The sequence below is a fragment of the Pseudomonas sp. CFBP13509 genome (genome assembly GCF_005233485.1).
In the GTDB taxonomy this organism is placed as follows: Bacteria; Pseudomonadota; Gammaproteobacteria; order Pseudomonadales; family Pseudomonadaceae; genus Aquipseudomonas; species Aquipseudomonas marginalis.
Genome location: NZ_QGAA01000007.1, coordinates 222423 through 237329 on the forward strand (window position 1 = coordinate 222423; position 14907 = coordinate 237329).

Genomic DNA, 14907 nt, shown 5'->3' on the forward strand with positions numbered 1-14907 from the left:
CGAGGCTGCGTCAGGCGCGCTGCCGATTCAGGTTCTAGTCGCGGCCGACGCAGCCTCGCTTGGGCTCGACAGCTGCTACGCGACGATTTGATTCAGGGAGAAGGTGTCAGGCCGTGGCTTGTGGCTGCAGGTGCAACTCGCCGTCGACATCCTTGGCCAAACCACTGGCCAGAAACAGCGGCATCAGGCGCTTGTGCAACTGCGGCTCGACAAATTCCTTCACCGTCTCCAGCGCCAGCGGGCCACTCGAAGGCAGCTCAGCCTTGGTGAAGGACAACCAGGCCTTTTTCAGCGCCATCAACACATCACTGCCCGCCGTGGAGGCAAAGCGGCGCTGGGTTGGTTTGCCGTCGAAGCTGAAGGTGTGTTGGAACGCGTAGCCGGTTTCGTCACCGCCGCTGGCGGTGCAACGAATGCAGGTGCACGGGCCGTCGCCGAAAGCGCTGCGCAGGTAGCTGTTGAAGTCCACCACGGGTTTGAGTGACAGGCGCTTATCCACCTCGAACAGGTCCCCGGTCATTTTTTCGTCAGTGTTCAACGTGCAGTTCCTCACAGTGTGCGGCAGTTTTTTCAAAGCGCGGCACGATACCAGCCGCGCGCCGTTTTAGGGGTATTTGCATAACAATAGACCCAGATATTCTTTTGCTGTCTAAAAAACCGCGGCTACGCTCCATCACCTTCTCGAAAACGCGGCAGATTCCCCATGACGTTCAAGCGTTCCTCCCTGACTCTCCTGGCCGCGTCCCTCGCCGCCGCCAGCGTCTTGCTCAGCCCTGGTGCCCAGGCCGAAGGCAAGATCAGCATCGCCCAGCAATTCGGCATCGGCTACCTGATCCTCGATGTGGTGCGCGACCAGCACCTGATCGAAAAACACGGCAAGGCCCAGGGCCTGGACATCCAGGTGGAATGGAACAGCATTTCCGGCGCCACCGCCATGAACGAATCGCTGCTGGCCGGCGCTCTGGATGTGGTGTCCGCCGGTGTGCCGCCGATGCTCACCCTGTGGGACCGCACCAAGGGCAAGCAGAACGTCAAGGCCATCGCCTCCTTGGGCTCGATGCCCAACTACCTGTTGACCAACAACCCCAAGGTAAAGACTCTCAAGGACTTCACCGAGAAAGACCGCATCGCCGTGCCCGCTGCTGGGGTGGGTTTCCAGTCGCGGACCTTACAGATTGAAACCGCCAGGCAGTTCGGCGATGCCAACTACAAGAAGTTCGATGACATCTCCATCAGCCTGGCCCACCCCGATGCCACCGCCGCGTTGATTGCCGGTGGTTCGGAGATCAACGCGCACTTCTCCAGCCCGCCGTTCCAGTACCAGGAACTGTTGAACCCCAATGTGCACAAGGTGCTCAGTTCCTACGACATCCTTGGCGGTCCGGCGACGTTCAACGTGCTGTACACCACGCAGAAATTCCACGACGAAAACCCCAAGACCTACCAGGCGTTCTACGCCGCGCTGGCCGAAGCCGAGCAGATCATCAAGGCCGACAAGCCCGCAGCGGCCAAGGCGTACATCCGCGTAGAACAGTCGAAGCTGCCATTGGACCTGGTGGAAAAAATCGTCCAGGACCCGGAAATCGATTTCACTATCGTGCCGCAGCGTACCTATATCTACGCCGAGAAATTGCAGGAACTGGGCGTACTGAAAAACAAGGCGGCGAGCTGGAAGGACTACTTTTTCGAAGAGGCTCATGGCGGTAACGGCAGCTGAACGTCGATCCCCATTGGAAATACGCTCAACTTTGTGGGAGGGGGCTTGCCCTAATACCGTTCAGTTAAGGAGGAACACTGTAACTGTGGCACGTTCAGCGTTTGAAGTGTCAGCGGAAGAACTCACCCGGCGTGGCATCGAACTGCTGCCGAAACGCGTTGATAAACGCCGAGGTGGACTCATAGCCACAGTTCAACGCCACATCCGTCACCCGCTCGCCTTGCTCCAGGGCGGGCAGGGCGCTCAGTAACCTTAAACGCTGGCGCCAGGCCCGAAACGTCAGGCCGGTGTCACGCAAGAACAACCGGCTCAGCGTCTTCTCACTCACCCCTAGCTTCTGGCTCCAGTGCCCCAGGGTGGTCTGCTGTTCCGGGTGCAGGTTCAGGCTGCGATAGATTTGCCGCAGGCGCGGGTCCAGCGGCAAGGGCAGCATCAGGTCCACCTGGGGCGCTGCCGCTAACTGGTCCAGCACCACCTGGGCCAAGCGCCCATCCGGGCCATCCTCGGCATATTCCACCGGCAGCTCGCTGAAACTGCGGATCAACTCGCGCAGCAGGCTGCTTACCTCCAGCACCTGGCAGCGCTCTGCGGCCCAGGCGGTGACGCTGCAATCAAGGTACAGGCTGCGCATCTCGGTATGGGGCGAGCTGTACACCCGATGCGGCATGCCCGCCGGGATCCACACCGCCCGCTGGGGCGGTGCGACGAAGCGGCCGGCGCTGGTCTGGATCTCCAGCACCCCGGAAATGGCGTAGGACAATTGCACCCATGGGTGGCTGTGCCGGCGGGTCAGCGCACGGTTGGGCAGCGATTCGGTGCGCCCATACACCGGCCGTGGCAGGCTGGAAAGCCCAGGCACACTGCGACGTACGGTATTGGCATGTCCTTTAGGCGGCATTTACTGGCTCATTGGCGTTAGTCGGTAACAAGGCGTTACGTTAGAGTCGCCATGACGCTCTTGGCAACCCCCGGAAGATTCGCTTATGACTCGCCCCCGTTTTCTGCCCGACAACTTCACCCTGACCTTGATCGCCACGGTGATCCTCGCCTCCCTGCTGCCCGCCAGCGGCCAGACCGCCGTGGCCTTCGGCTGGGTCACCAACCTGGCCATCGCGCTGTTGTTCTTTTTGCACGGCGCCAAGCTGTCGCGCCAGGCCATCGTCGCCGGCGCGGGCCACTGGCGTCTGCACCTGCTGGTGTTCAGCCTGACCTTTGTGCTGTTCCCGCTGTTGGGCCTGGCGCTCAAACCGGTGTTGTCGCCGCTGATCGGCAAAGACCTGTACATGGGCATGCTTTATCTCTGCGCCTTGCCTGCCACGGTGCAATCGGCGATTGCCTTTACTTCGCTGGCACGGGGCAATATCCCGGCGGCGATCTGCAGCGCGGCGGCCTCCAGCCTGTTCGGCATCTTCCTCACGCCGTTGCTGGTGACGCTGTTGCTCAATGTGCACGGCGAGGGCAGCTCCACCGTCGATGCGATCCTGAAAATCAGCGTGCAACTGCTGCTGCCGTTTATCGCCGGGCAGATCGCCCGCCGCTGGATTGGCGCGTGGGTGGGGCGCAATAAAGCCTGGCTGAAGTTCGTCGACCAGGGTTCGATCCTGCTGGTGGTGTACGGCGCGTTCAGCGAAGCGGTCAACGAAGGCATCTGGCACCAGATCCCGCTGTGGGAACTGGGCGGCCTGGTGGTGGCCTGCTGCGTGTTGCTGGCCTTGGTGCTGGTGGCGTCCACCGTGCTGGGCAAGGCCTTTGGTTTTAACCAGGAAGACCGCATCACCATCCTGTTCTGCGGTTCGAAGAAAAGCCTGGCCACTGGCGTGCCGATGGCCCAGGTGCTGTTCGCCGGGGCGAGCATGGGCGTGCTGATTTTGCCGTTGATGCTGTTTCACCAGATCCAGTTGATGGTCTGTGCGGCGTTGGCGCAGCGTTATGCCAAGCGGCCGGAGTCAATCCCGGAACTGATGGCACAGGTGGATCCTTGAAGGTCCGTGTTACTATTTTTCCGCGCTGCTCAAGGGCTGGCATTGGGCCGCCTTGACCCGCGCGGAAACCGAGTACGACGACCTGTAAATGAGCATTTCAGCCGCAACCCCCCAAGCCAACTGGCAACCGGTCATCGCCCTCGCGTTGGCCGCGTTTGTGTTCAATACCACTGAATTCGTCCCCGTCGGGCTGCTCAGCGCCATTGGCGCCAGCTTCGACATGCCCGTGTCCAGCGTCGGCCTGATGCTCACCATTTATGCCTGGATCGTGTCCCTGACCTCGCTGCCGGTGATGCTGCTGACCCGCAACGTTGAGCGACGCAAGCTGCTGATCGTGCTGTTCTGCCTGTTTATCGCCAGCCATATCCTCTCCAGCGTGGCCACCAGTTTCGGCCTGTTGATGGTCAGTCGCGTCGGCATTGCCTTGTCCCATGCACTGTTCTGGTCGATCACCGCGTCCCTGGCGGTGCGCCTGGCGCCGGAAGGCAAGCAGGTGCAAGCCCTCGGACTGCTCGCCACCGGTACGTCCCTGGCGATGGTGCTGGGTATTCCCCTGGGGCGTCTGCTCGGCGAAGCCATGGGTTGGCGCACCACGTTCCTGGTGATCGGCGCGTTCGCCGCCGCCCTGGTGTTCTGGCTGGCGCGCACCTTGCCCTTGCTGCCGAGCCAGAACTCCGGTTCCCTGCGTAGCCTGCCACTGCTGTTCAAGCGTCCGGCGCTGGTGGCGTTGTATGTGCTCACCGCCATGACCGTGACCGCGCAATTCACCGCCTACAGCTACATCGAACCCTTCGTCGAAGGCGTGGCCGGCATGAGCGGCAGCGCGGTGACCCTGATCCTGCTGGTGTTCGGCGGCGCGGGTATCATCGGTTCGCTGTTGTTCAGCCTGGTGCACCGCTTCAACCCCCACCTGTTCGTGGTCGGCGCGGTGTTTATCCTGGCCGCGTGCCTGGCGCTGATGCTGCCGTTGAGCGGTGCCGAGTCGTACCTGGTGATCCTCAGCGTGTTCTGGGGCATGGCGATCATGGGCTTCGGCCTCGCCATGCAATCGAAGGTGCTGGTGCTGGCCCCGGACGCCACCGACGTGGCCATGGCGATGTTCTCCGGTATCTACAACATCGGCATTGGCGGTGGCGCCCTGATGGGCAGCTGGGTCGGCAGCCACTTCGGCTTCGCCTGGGTCGGCCTGGCGGGCGGGTTGCTGGCGGCGCTGGCATTGATCGGGTATTGCCTGGCGATTCGCAAGTTTGGGACGGGTGTCGCGCAAAGCTGAGGCAGGAGCGAGCCTGATCGCTCCTGGCATTTATGCTCGCCAGCAAACAGTGGGCTGGCGGGCACCGGGTGTGGGGCGTCAGGCCACCGGAATCAGCGGGTCAGCCGCCGCCAGGGCGGTGGCCCGTTCTGCGGCTGGCGGGTAGATCCACACCGTGTTGATCTGCTGCTTGAGCTCCTTGGCTTCCTGGCCCACCAGCTTGAGTTGACGATCCCAGCCCTCGGTGTACACCGCGCCCCAGGCCCCGAGGTCGAGGCAGGTGACGTATTTGGGCTGGCTGTAGGTCATCGGGGCCACGCCGATCAGGTCGGCGGCGACGTTGTTGCCGGCGTAGCGGCCCAGGGCGATGGCGTGCTGGCAGGACATGCCGGCGAAGTGACCGAGGTCGTCGGTGGCGGCGTAGGCCACATCACCGGCGGCAAAGACATCGGCCTGGCCCTTCACCTTGAGGTTGCCGTCCACATGCAGGCGGCCCTGGGGGTCAAGGGTGCCGCTGACCTGTTCGGTCAGCGGGTTGGCGCGAAAGCCGATGGTCCAGATCACGGTGCTGGACTCGATGCGCTGCCCATCGGCCAGGGTCACGCCGCCGGCATCCACCGCGGCCACGGAGGTGTTCAATCGCCATTCGAGGCCCAGGTGTTGGCTGGCTTCGACGATGGACGGGCGAATGCCATCGCCCATGGATGCCCCGATCTGCGGGCCACGGTCCACCACGATCACACGGATAGTGGCGTCGTCACCCAGTGCTGCGCGCAGGCGTGCCGGCATTTCGGTGGCGGTCTCGATCCCGGTAAACCCGCCGCCGGCCACCACCACGGTGTTGCGTGCCGGGCTGTCGGGCAGGTTTTTCAAACCCTTGATATGGGCTTCGAGGCGCGTGGCGTCTTCGATCTGGTCCACATCGAACACGTGCTGGAGGCCTTCCATCTGCGGGCGATTGAGACGACTGCCGGCGGCCAGCACCAGGCGGTCGTACTTGAGGGTGGTGGGGATGCCTGCTGCGTTGCGGTAGGTCACCTGCTTGCCGTGTTCATCGATGCGGTCGGCGGCGCCCTCGATGAAGTCCACGCCGACTGCCGCAAACAATGGGCCCAGCGGTGCCTGCATGGCATGCACTTCGGCCTCGTAGAAACGTGGGCGAATACGTAGCGCCGGCTGTGGGGCCAGGACGCTGATCTGCACGTCATGGCGATCATGTTTATCCAGCAGGCGCGCGGCGCTCAAGGCGCTCCAGACACCGCCGAACCCGGCGCCGATGATAAGGATGTGCTGCTTCATGGGGATGCTCCAGGGACCAGGTCGATACGATTGCTCAAGGCGCAATGCGTTACCGGCCTACTCTAAGAGCGCCGCGGTTTGGCGGGTAGGACAGAAAACCCTGAATAACTGCCAAGCGGCCTGCCGTCAGCGGGAAAAGCGCGCGCGGTAGTCGCGAGGGGAAATCGCAAGGTGGCGATGGAAGGTGTAGCGCATGCGCTCTTCATCGCCAAAGCCACACAGGTGCGCCACCTGGTCGATGTTGCGCTGGGAGTCTTCCAGCAGGCGCCGCGCCGCCTCCACGCGAAACAACTCGATGGCCTTGGCCGGGGTGCGCCCGGTTTTTTGCTTGTAGACCCGGGCGAAGTTGCGCGGGCTCATGCGGCTTTGTTCCGCCAGGCGCTCCACCGTAAGCTCGCGGTCGCTGAGGTTGTCGGCGATCCACAGGTGCAACGCATCGAAACCGGCAGTGTCGTCGGTCTGGGCTTGCAGCAGTTGGCTGAACTGGGCCTGGCCGCCAGGCCTTTTGAGAAACACCACCAGTTCCCGTGCCACTTGCAGGGCGACGTGACGCCCGCAATCGGCCTCTACCAACGCCAGCGCAAGGTCGATGCCGGCACTCACGCCTGCCGACGTCCACACATTGCCTTGCTGGACAAAGATCGCGTCCATGTCCACATCGATGCTGGGGAACCCGCGCTTGAGCATGTCGCACATCGCCCAGTGCGTGGCAGCACGCCGGCCCTGGAGCAAGCCGGCCTGGGCCAGCAGGAAGGTGCCGCTGCACACCGAGGCCGTGCGCCGGGCCCGAGTGGAGGCGTGACGCAGCCAGTCCACCAGGTCGGTGTTGGCGGCCAGCGCCTGTTGAATGGCGGGGGCGCCGGGTACGATCAAGGTGTCCAGGGCGGCGGGGTCAAATTGCGCCAATGGCAGGGTGTCGACGCTCAATCCTTCGGCCGTCGGCATCAAGCCGCCCGCCAGGCTGGTGGTGTGCACCACATAGCCCGGCAGGCCACGCTCGACCATGGCCTTGGTGGCAGCCCAGAACACGGTCTGGGCACCGGTCAGGTCGAGCAGGCCCATTTGCGGGTAGGCCAGGAACACCAAGGTGCGCGACTGGCCGAGCGGCTGGACGGGGTTCATAGCGCCGACAACACCGCCTCGAGTTTTTCCTGGTCCCGTGCAAACTGTCGAATCCCTTCCGCGAGTTTCTCAGTGGCCATCGCATCTTCGTTCGACGCCCAGCGGAACTGCGCTTCGTTCATTGGCTGGCGTGCTTCACCTTCGGTCACCGGCACCAATTTGCGCGCCAGCGTGCCCTGGTCTTCGTCGAGCTTCTGCAGCAGCTCCGGGCTGATGGTCAGGCGATCGCACCCCGCCAGCTGTTCGATCTGGCTGAGGGTGCGGAAGCTCGCGCCCATCACCACGGTGTTGATCTGGTTGGCCTTGTAGTAGTTGTAGATGCGCGTCACCGATTGCACGCCTGGGTCATCAGCGCCGGTGTAGTCCAGGCCGGTGTTCTTGCGGTACCAGTCGTAGATGCGGCCCACGAACGGTGAGATCAGGAACACCCCGGCATCGGCGCAGGCCTGGGCCTGGGCGAACGAGAACAGCAGGGTGAGGTTGGTCTGGATGCCGGCTTTTTCCAGGCGTTCGGCCGTGCGGATGCCTTCCCAGGTGGAGGCGAGTTTGATCAGCACGCGGTCGCGGCTGATACCGGCCTGGTCGTACAGGGCGATCAACTGGTTGGCCTTGGCCCACAGCGCGTCTTCATCGAAGGACAGGCGCGCGTCGACTTCGGTGGAAATACGCCCGGGAATGACCTTCAAAATGCCGGCACCGACGGACACCGCGAAGTGGTCGCAGGCCAGGCCGACGTCGCCCTTGGCCAGGTTGACGGCATTGCGCAGCAGCTCGGCGTATTCCGGGATCGCGGCGGCCTTGAGCAGCAGCGACGGGTTGGTGGTGGCGTCCACCGGGCGCAGGCGGCTGATGGCTTCCAGGTCGCCGGTGTCGCAGACCACGGTGGTGAATTGCTTGAGTTGTTCGAGTTTGGACGTCATGAGCGGCAATCTCCAAAAAAGGTTATTGGTTGAGGGCCTGTGCGGTGTCCAGGTCGGTGATCAGGATATCCAGGTAGCCGCCCTTGAGCGCGCCACGAATGGCCTGGACCTTGTTCAGCCCGCCAGCCAGGCCGAGCACGCGGTGGATACTGCGCAACTTGGGCAGCGCCACCGAGACCACGAATTCTTCATCTTCCTCCAGCACCGGCTTGCCCTGGGCATCGAAGTAGCGCAGGCAGATATCGCCGACGGCACCGCGCTCGGCCAGCAGGCGCAGCATGTCCTCGGTGTAGTAGTTGCCACTGTTGCGCAGCAACTGTGAGGGTTCCAGGTCGCCGATGCCGACGATCGCCAGGGTGATGCTGTCAAAGCGTTGCAGCACTTCCTTGACCTCTTCCATCTGCACGATGCGCTGTTTGCTTTCCACCGATTGCTCGATGCTTTGCGACGGCAGCAGGAACGCCGGGCAGTTGAGTAGGGTGGCCAGGCGCTGGGTGAGCAGGGTGGCTTCAAACGCGCCTTTGTGGCCGACGCCGCCCAACAGTTGTACCACTTCCTGGGCGCCTTGTTTGCCCGGCTGGGCATGCAGGTGGCCGACCATGGCGCGAATGGTGCTGCTCCACGACGAAATGCCGATATGGTCCTGGGGCGACAGGCTGGTCTCCAGGTAGTGGGCAGCCGCCGAGCCGATGGCTTGCTTGATGCTTTCATCGTTGCCGGGCTCGGTGGCTTCCACCACGATCACCTGGCGCACGTCGTAGCGGCGTTGCAATTGGTTTTCCAGCTCCAGGTGCAGGCCTTGCAGGCGCATCACGCTGATCTTCACCACGCCTTCCTGCAGCGCCCGGCGCAGGGCACGGCTGATAAAGGATTGGGACAGGTCCAGCTGGGCGGAAATCTCGGACTGCTTGAGCCCGTCTTCGTAATAGAGGCTCGCGATCTTGGTGATCAGGCGCTGTTCTTCGATCTGGCTCATGAAGGCCTCAGTGATGACATCAATGCGGGTGAGGATACCAAACCCTTACGACATGATCAGGCCGCCGTCGATATTGATCGCCTGGCCGGTCAGGTAGGCCGCGTCATCCGAGGCCAGGAACGCCACCAGGCCGGCGACATCCGAGGGCTTGCCGGCCCGGCGCAGGGGGATGTTCCTGACCCATTCGGCCATCAACTCGCCCTTGGCGTAGCGTTTTTCGTCGGTGCTGAGGATCTCGCCCCATACGCGGTCGTTGTAGTCCCACATCTCGCTTTCGATGATGCCGGGGCAGAACGCGTTGACCGTGATGTTATGCCGCGCCAGTTCCAGTGCCAGGCTCTGGGTAATGCCGATCACGCCCATTTTGCTGGCGGCGTAGTGCGGGGTGTAGATAAACCCCTGGCGGCCCTGGCCGGACGAGGTGTTGATCAAGCGCCCGCTGCCTTGCTTGACCATGTACTTGGCCGCCTCCCGGCAGCCCAGCCACACGCCGGTGGTGTTGACCTGCAGCACCTTGTCGAAGTCGGCGCGGGGCATCTTGTCGTAGTGGTCGATGGTGATGATGCCGGCGTTCTGCACTGACACGTCGATGCTGCCGAAGCGCGCGTGACCCTCGCGGTAGAGGGTTTCGATGTCTTCTTCGCGGGTCACGTCGATGCCCAGGGCCAGGGTGTCGACCTTGTATTCCCGGGCCAGTTGGTCGGCGGTGAATGTCACGCGCTCCAGGTCGTTGGAGGCCAGCACCAGGTTGGCACCTTCCTGGGCGAAGCGCTCGGCAATGCCGGCACCGATGCCACGGCAGGCGCCGGTGATCACGATGGTTTTACCGCTGAAACGTTGCGACATGACAAAACTCCTTACCAGCAGACAAAACCACCATCGACCAGCAGGTCGACACCGGTGCAGAAAGACGAGGCCTGGCTGACCAGGAAAATCGCCGGGCCGACCATTTCGTCCACGCTGGCCATGCGGCCCATGGGCGTGGTCTGTTCAAAGATCTTCACCTGGTCGGCGACTTCCGGGCGCGAGTTCATCGGCGTGGCGGTGTAGCCGGGGCTGATGCAGTTGACGCGCAGGCCTTTGTCGGCCCATTCCATCGCCAGGCTTTTGCTCAGGTGGATCACCCCGGCCTTGGAGGTGTTGTAGTGCGCCTGCAACAGGCCGCGGTTGACGATGCTGCCGGACATGGAGGCGATATTGACGATGGCGCCTTTGCCACGCGGCAACATCACCGCGGCCTGGGCCTGGCAACTGAGGAAAATGCCGGTGAGGTTGATGTCCAGGGTGGTTTGCCAGCGTTGCAGCTCCAGGTCTTCGGCGGCCTGGGCATTGGCGATGCCGGCGCAGTTGACGGCCACGCTGAGCGGGCCGAGCTCATGCTCGGTGTGCGCGACCGCTGCATCCAGGGCAGCTCGCTCGGTGACGGTGCCGCTGAGGGCCAGGGCGCGCCGGCCCAGGGCCTGGATGCGTTCTACCGTGCTGGCGATGCCGGGGCTGCCCGGAAGATCAAAGCAGGCTACATCCGCGCCGGCTTCGGCGAGCCCGACGGCGATAGCCTGGCCAATGCCGCTGCCGGCGCCGGTAACAAAGGCCACTTGGCCTTGAAGACTAAAAAGCTGCATGAATAACTCCAATTTTTGAAATCACAGTGGAACCCCTGTGGAAGGAGGCTTGCCCCAAGGTTTTTTGTAGGAGCGAGCTTGCTCGCGAAGAACCCACAGGCGCCGCGTACATTCAGGAAGCACGCGTTATCATTGACGTTTTTCGCGAGCAAGCTTGCTCCTACAGAGGCCGATGTACGCTTAACTGACTGGCATTAGGGCAAGCCCCCTCCCACATTTGGATCTTTGTAGGTCTTTGGTTATGCGGTGGCCATTTCCATGACCGCAACCGGAGTGGCCTCGCCACGCTCCAGAATCCCCATCTGCCGCCCTCGGCTCATCACCATCACCCGATGGGACAAGCCCAGCACTTCGTCCAGGTCGGAACTGACCACAATCACCGCCATGCCCTTGGCCGCCAGGTCCGCGATCACTTCATAAATCGCCGCCCGCGCGCCCACGTCGATGCCGCGTGTGGGTTCATCGAGGATGAACACCTTGGGGTTGCGCGCCAGCCACTTTGCAATGATCACCTTCTGCTGGTTACCGCCGGACAAGCTGGAAATCCGCGACTGCGGCGCACCTTTGACCCCCAGTCGCGCCACCGCCGTGCGCGCGAATTCGCGCAGTGGGGCAGGGAACACCCAGCCGCGTTTATCCAGCAGGTCGGTGTTGCCATAAATCAGGTTGTCTTCGATGCGATGCTCCACCACCACGCCTTGCTGCTTGCGGTCTTCGGGCACCAGCACCACGCCGGCCTGGATCGCCTCGAAGGGCGAGCGCAACTGGCGGACCTCGCCATCCAGCACCATATGGCCGCGAATATCCTGGGCCGCGCCGGCAATGGTACGCACCAGCTCGGTTCGCCCGGCGCCGACCACCCCGGCAATGCCGAATACCTCGCCGGCACGCACGCTGAAGTCGATGCCGTGCAAGGCAAACTCACGGCAGCTCAACGCCTTGACCTGCAACATCACCTGCTCCTGGGGCGCCTGCAACGCAGGAAAGATCCGCTCCAGGCTGCGCCCGACCATCTGCTCCACCAACTCCCGCACCGGCACCTGGGCCGTGGCATGCAGGGCGATCTGGCGACCGTCGCGCAGCACCAGCACGCGGTCGGCGATGCGTGCGATCTCTTCCAGGCGGTGGCTGATATAGATAAACGACACACCCTCGGCCTTCAGCCGTTCCACCTGCTTGAACAGCAGCTCGGTTTCCTCGCCACCCAATGCGGCGGTGGGTTCATCGAGGATCAACAGGCTGGCCTTCAGCGTCAGCGCCTTGGCGATTTCCACCAGTTGCTGGGCCGCCACGCTCAGGCCTTCGACCTTGCGCGAGGCCGGCACCTTGAGCCCCAGGCGCTCTAACTGGATCTGCGCCTGGGCCTCCATGTACTCGCGGTCCACCCGCCCACGGCGCATGGGCAGGCGGCCGACGAAGATGTTCTCGGCAATCGACAGTTGCGGCAGCAGGCGGATTTCCTGGTGGATCAGGCCGATCCCGGCGCCCAGCGCAGCCCCCGGTGAAGCGGGGGCGTAGGGCGCGCCGAGCCAGGTCATGCTGCCCCCGGCTTCCGGTTGCACCAGCCCGGCGATGATCGACGACAAGGTCGACTTGCCCGCGCCGTTCTCACCGAGCAGGGCCAGTACTTCACCGGGGCGAATGTCCACGTTGACCTGCGACAACACCTGCACCGGCCCGTAGGCCTTGCTGATATTGCGCAGGCACAGCACCGCGTCTGATCGAGCGGTGTCAACGGCTGCTGCTTGCATGACGACCTCCAAGGCTTACGGGTGCTGTTGCAGGAACGGCGCGACGTTTTCTTTAGTGGTCAGCACGGTGGGCAACAACTGCTCCTTGGGCAGGGTCTTGCCGGCTTTGAGGTCGATGGCCGAGGCCACGGCCAGGCGCCCCATTTTCTGCGTCTGCTGGGTCATGGTCGCGTTCAGCACACCGCTTTGCACGGCCTTGAGCCCGGCCACGTCGCCGTCGAAACCGACCACGACCACCTTGTGATCGAGGTTGCCGACTTTCACCGCCTGGGCAGCGCCCAAGGCCATGGCATCGGCTCGGCCGAAGAACACGGTGATGTTCGGGTCACGCTGGAGCAGGTCCTGGGCCACGGCGAAGCCTTTGTCCTGGGCCCATTCAGCTGGTTGCTGGGCGACGACCTTGAGGTCCGGGAAGGCTTTCAGGCCCTCTTCAAAGCCTTTGGCGCGATCATTCTCGGGGGTGGTACCGATCTGGCCTTGCAGGATCGCGATGCGGCCCTTGCCGTCGGTGATCTTGCCCACGTACTCGGCCAGGGTCTTGGCGCCGGCCACGCTGTCGCTGGCGATAAAGGTGTCGCCCGGTGCGTCGGGGGCGTTGCGGTCCACGGCGATCACCGGGATGCCCGCAGCCTTGGCGGCTTTCACCGGCACACCGGCGGCGGTGGCACCGGCCGGGATGTAGATCAGCACGTCGATCTGGCGGGTGATCAGGTCTTCAATCTGGCTGACCTGGGTGGAGGAGTTGCCCTGGGCGTCCACGGTGATCACCTTGACCCCCTTGGCTTTGCCTTCGGCTTCCACCGATTGCTTGATCTGGTTGAAGAAGTCGGCCTGCAGGTTGGCCACGGCCAGGCCGATGGTCAAATCCTTGGCCCAGGTGGTGCCGGCAACGGTGAGGGTGGCGGCGGCGAGAGCGGTGGCCAACAGCAATTTCTTGGGGCTGAACATGTCGGTGACTCCTGGTTTTATTGTTGGAGGGTGTCAACTGTCGAACAGGTTTAACGGGCAGTGCTGGAGCGGCGTCGCAGGGTGTCGATGGTGACGGCGAGGGCGATGACCACGCCGATCACCACTTGTTGAATAAAGGGCGAAACCCCCAGCAGGTTGAGGCCATTGCGCAATACGCCAATGATCAGCACGCCCACCAGGGTGCCGCCGATGCTGCCGACGCCGCCACTGAGGCTTGCGCCGCCAATCACCACGGCGGCGATGGCGTCCAGCTCCAGGCTCAGCCCGGCGCTCGGTTGCGAGGAGTCCAGGCGCGCGGCCAGGGTCACGGCGGCGATGCCGGCCAGCGCACCGCTGATGGCGTACACCCAGAGGGTAATCGCCCGCACCTTGATGCCCGACAGCCGTGCCACTTCCGGGCTGCCGCCCATGGCGTAGAGGTTGCGGCCGCCGGCACGAAAGCGCAGGAACACCCAGGCCACCACCAGCATCACCAGGAACAGGCCCACGGTGGCCGAGAGGAAACCGAAGTGGCGCACCGTCGCCAGGCTGGTGAACCAGTCCGGATAGCCGACGATCTGCCGGCCTTCGGTGAGGATATTCGCCAGGCCACGGGCCACCGACATCATGGTCAGCGTGGCAATAAAGGGTGGCAGCTTGGCGTAGGTGATCAACGCGCCGGAGACCAGCCCGGCGAGCATGCCGCTGGCAATCGAGATCGGAATCGCAAAGCCCAGGGGCACCGCCTGATCCTGATACAGCCAGCCGAGCATCATCATCGAGAAGGCCAGCACCGAGCCGACCGACAGGTCGATGCCGCCGATCACGATCACCGCCGTCATGCCGATCGCCAGGATGCCCAGCACCGTGACCTGATCGAGGATGTTCAGGCCATTGCGCAACGAGAAGAAGAATTCGGAACTGAAGGAGAAGACCAGCACCAGCAGCACCAGCCCGATCAACGGGCCGCCGATATTACTGGGCAGCAGTTTGACAATACGTGGGCGAGGTGGCGGCTTGAGTTCGGCCGGGTGCTGGACAATAGCTTTGGCGTCCACAGTGTTCTCCTGAGTTATTTTTTTTGGAGTGCTTCAGGCTTCTTGAATATTTATGCGTGCCTGACTGTTAATTCAGATTCCAGTGACACCGTGTCAAAGTCAAGCGCTTAATTTTTCTTGCCTGCCGCTGAAACGGTGTTTTTGCCCGGCGCAAAGCCACGGTCTAGAGGAGCCGGCGTGGGATTTTGGCCGTTTGTCCGAGGGGGATTTCCGAGTTTTATTTGATTTTTCGGCGGTTCGCTCACTTGACCTGCCGGAGG

14 protein-coding genes are annotated in these 14907 nt (G+C 63.2%); 3 read left to right on the forward strand and 11 right to left on the reverse strand.

Going from position 1 to position 14907, the window contains the following annotated elements:
• Positions 1-106 precede the first annotated feature (106 nt).
• Complete coding sequence (locus tag PspCFBP13509_RS14130) at positions 107-538, reverse strand: hypothetical protein (RefSeq protein WP_137212196.1); 432 nt, start codon at positions 536-538, stop codon at positions 107-109.
• A gap of 165 nt (positions 539-703) precedes the next feature.
• Here PspCFBP13509_RS14130 and PspCFBP13509_RS14135 point away from each other — a divergent pair, with 165 nt between their 5' ends.
• Complete coding sequence (locus PspCFBP13509_RS14135) at positions 704-1717, forward strand: ABC transporter substrate-binding protein (RefSeq protein ID WP_065924570.1); 1014 nt, start codon at positions 704-706, stop codon at positions 1715-1717.
• 109 nt (positions 1718-1826) lie between these two features.
• On the opposite strand, the gene PspCFBP13509_RS14140 is transcribed toward PspCFBP13509_RS14135, so the two are convergent.
• Positions 1827-2615, reverse strand: a complete 789-nt coding sequence (locus PspCFBP13509_RS14140) for an AraC family transcriptional regulator (RefSeq protein ID WP_074847098.1) — start codon at positions 2613-2615, stop codon at positions 1827-1829.
• 85 nt (positions 2616-2700) lie between these two features.
• On the opposite strand from PspCFBP13509_RS14140, the gene PspCFBP13509_RS14145 reads away from it, so the two are divergent.
• Both PspCFBP13509_RS14145 and PspCFBP13509_RS14150 read left to right on the forward strand, forming a co-directional pair.
• Entirely contained in the window at positions 2701-3699 is a 999-nt protein-coding gene (locus tag PspCFBP13509_RS14145) for a bile acid:sodium symporter family protein (RefSeq protein ID WP_065924572.1), read from the forward strand.
• An 88-nt stretch (positions 3700-3787) separates the two neighbouring features.
• Positions 3788-4972, forward strand: a complete 1185-nt coding sequence (locus PspCFBP13509_RS14150; RefSeq protein WP_065924573.1) for a sugar transporter — start codon at positions 3788-3790, stop codon at positions 4970-4972.
• Positions 4973-5050: 78 nt separating this feature from the next.
• Here the strand turns inward: PspCFBP13509_RS14150 and PspCFBP13509_RS14155 are convergent, their stop codons facing one another.
• The 9 genes from PspCFBP13509_RS14155 to PspCFBP13509_RS14200 form a co-directional block, all read right to left on the reverse strand.
• The gene (locus tag PspCFBP13509_RS14155) at positions 5051-6250 is read right to left on the reverse strand and encodes an NAD(P)/FAD-dependent oxidoreductase (RefSeq protein ID WP_065924574.1); all 1200 of its coding nucleotides are present in this window, start codon (positions 6248-6250) and stop codon (positions 5051-5053) included.
• 126 nt (positions 6251-6376) lie between these two features.
• Complete coding sequence (locus PspCFBP13509_RS14160; protein WP_137212197.1) at positions 6377-7372, reverse strand: GlxA family transcriptional regulator; 996 nt, start codon at positions 7370-7372, stop codon at positions 6377-6379.
• Positions 7369-8292 carry a transaldolase gene (gene tal / locus PspCFBP13509_RS14165; RefSeq protein ID WP_065924576.1) on the reverse strand — a complete coding sequence of 308 codons (924 nt, stop codon included), beginning with the start codon at positions 8290-8292 and terminating at the stop codon, positions 7369-7371. Before tal ends, PspCFBP13509_RS14160 begins: the two co-directional genes overlap by 4 nt.
• A gap of 22 nt (positions 8293-8314) precedes the next feature.
• Positions 8315-9268 carry a sugar-binding transcriptional regulator gene (locus tag PspCFBP13509_RS14170; protein WP_065924577.1) on the reverse strand — a complete coding sequence of 318 codons (954 nt, stop codon included), beginning with the start codon at positions 9266-9268 and terminating at the stop codon, positions 8315-8317.
• Between the two features lie 45 nt (positions 9269-9313).
• Positions 9314-10114, reverse strand: a complete 801-nt coding sequence (locus PspCFBP13509_RS14175) for an SDR family oxidoreductase (protein ID WP_065924578.1) — start codon at positions 10112-10114, stop codon at positions 9314-9316.
• A gap of 11 nt (positions 10115-10125) precedes the next feature.
• Complete coding sequence (locus PspCFBP13509_RS14180; RefSeq protein ID WP_065924579.1) at positions 10126-10890, reverse strand: SDR family oxidoreductase; 765 nt, start codon at positions 10888-10890, stop codon at positions 10126-10128.
• A 239-nt stretch (positions 10891-11129) separates the two neighbouring features.
• The gene (locus PspCFBP13509_RS14190; protein ID WP_065924580.1) at positions 11130-12641 is read right to left on the reverse strand and encodes a sugar ABC transporter ATP-binding protein; all 1512 of its coding nucleotides are present in this window, start codon (positions 12639-12641) and stop codon (positions 11130-11132) included.
• Positions 12642-12656: 15 nt separating this feature from the next.
• Positions 12657-13589, reverse strand: coding sequence for a sugar ABC transporter substrate-binding protein (locus PspCFBP13509_RS14195; RefSeq protein ID WP_065924581.1), 933 nt, complete (start codon positions 13587-13589; stop codon positions 12657-12659).
• 50 nt (positions 13590-13639) lie between these two features.
• Positions 13640-14647: an ABC transporter permease gene (locus tag PspCFBP13509_RS14200; RefSeq protein ID WP_027607262.1), complete on the reverse strand. Its 1008-nt coding sequence runs from the start codon at positions 14645-14647 to the stop codon at positions 13640-13642.
• Positions 14648-14907 lie beyond the last annotated feature (260 nt).

What these genes read in the sequence shown, in the direction of transcription:
- PspCFBP13509_RS14150 (WP_065924573.1), top strand. Translation starts at nt 3,788, where the DNA reads ATGAGCATTTCAGCCGCAACCCCCCAAGCCAACTGGCAACCGGTCATC.
- PspCFBP13509_RS14170 (WP_065924577.1), bottom strand. Translation starts at nt 9,268, where the DNA reads ATGAGCCAGATCGAAGAACAGCGCCTGATCACCAAGATCGCGAGCCTC.
- PspCFBP13509_RS14190 (WP_065924580.1), bottom strand. Translation starts at nt 12,641, where the DNA reads ATGCAAGCAGCAGCCGTTGACACCGCTCGATCAGACGCGGTGCTGTGC.
- PspCFBP13509_RS14155 (WP_065924574.1), bottom strand. Translation starts at nt 6,250, where the DNA reads ATGAAGCAGCACATCCTTATCATCGGCGCCGGGTTCGGCGGTGTCTGG.
- PspCFBP13509_RS14195 (WP_065924581.1), bottom strand. Translation starts at nt 13,589, where the DNA reads ATGTTCAGCCCCAAGAAATTGCTGTTGGCCACCGCTCTCGCCGCCGCC.
- PspCFBP13509_RS14145 (WP_065924572.1), top strand. Translation starts at nt 2,701, where the DNA reads ATGACTCGCCCCCGTTTTCTGCCCGACAACTTCACCCTGACCTTGATC.
- PspCFBP13509_RS14140 (WP_074847098.1), bottom strand. Translation starts at nt 2,615, where the DNA reads ATGCCGCCTAAAGGACATGCCAATACCGTACGTCGCAGTGTGCCTGGG.
- PspCFBP13509_RS14160 (WP_137212197.1), bottom strand. Translation starts at nt 7,372, where the DNA reads ATGAACCCCGTCCAGCCGCTCGGCCAGTCGCGCACCTTGGTGTTCCTG.
- PspCFBP13509_RS14175 (WP_065924578.1), bottom strand. Translation starts at nt 10,114, where the DNA reads ATGTCGCAACGTTTCAGCGGTAAAACCATCGTGATCACCGGCGCCTGC.
- tal (WP_065924576.1), bottom strand. Translation starts at nt 8,292, where the DNA reads ATGACGTCCAAACTCGAACAACTCAAGCAATTCACCACCGTGGTCTGC.
- PspCFBP13509_RS14180 (WP_065924579.1), bottom strand. Translation starts at nt 10,890, where the DNA reads ATGCAGCTTTTTAGTCTTCAAGGCCAAGTGGCCTTTGTTACCGGCGCC.
- PspCFBP13509_RS14135 (WP_065924570.1), top strand. Translation starts at nt 704, where the DNA reads ATGACGTTCAAGCGTTCCTCCCTGACTCTCCTGGCCGCGTCCCTCGCC.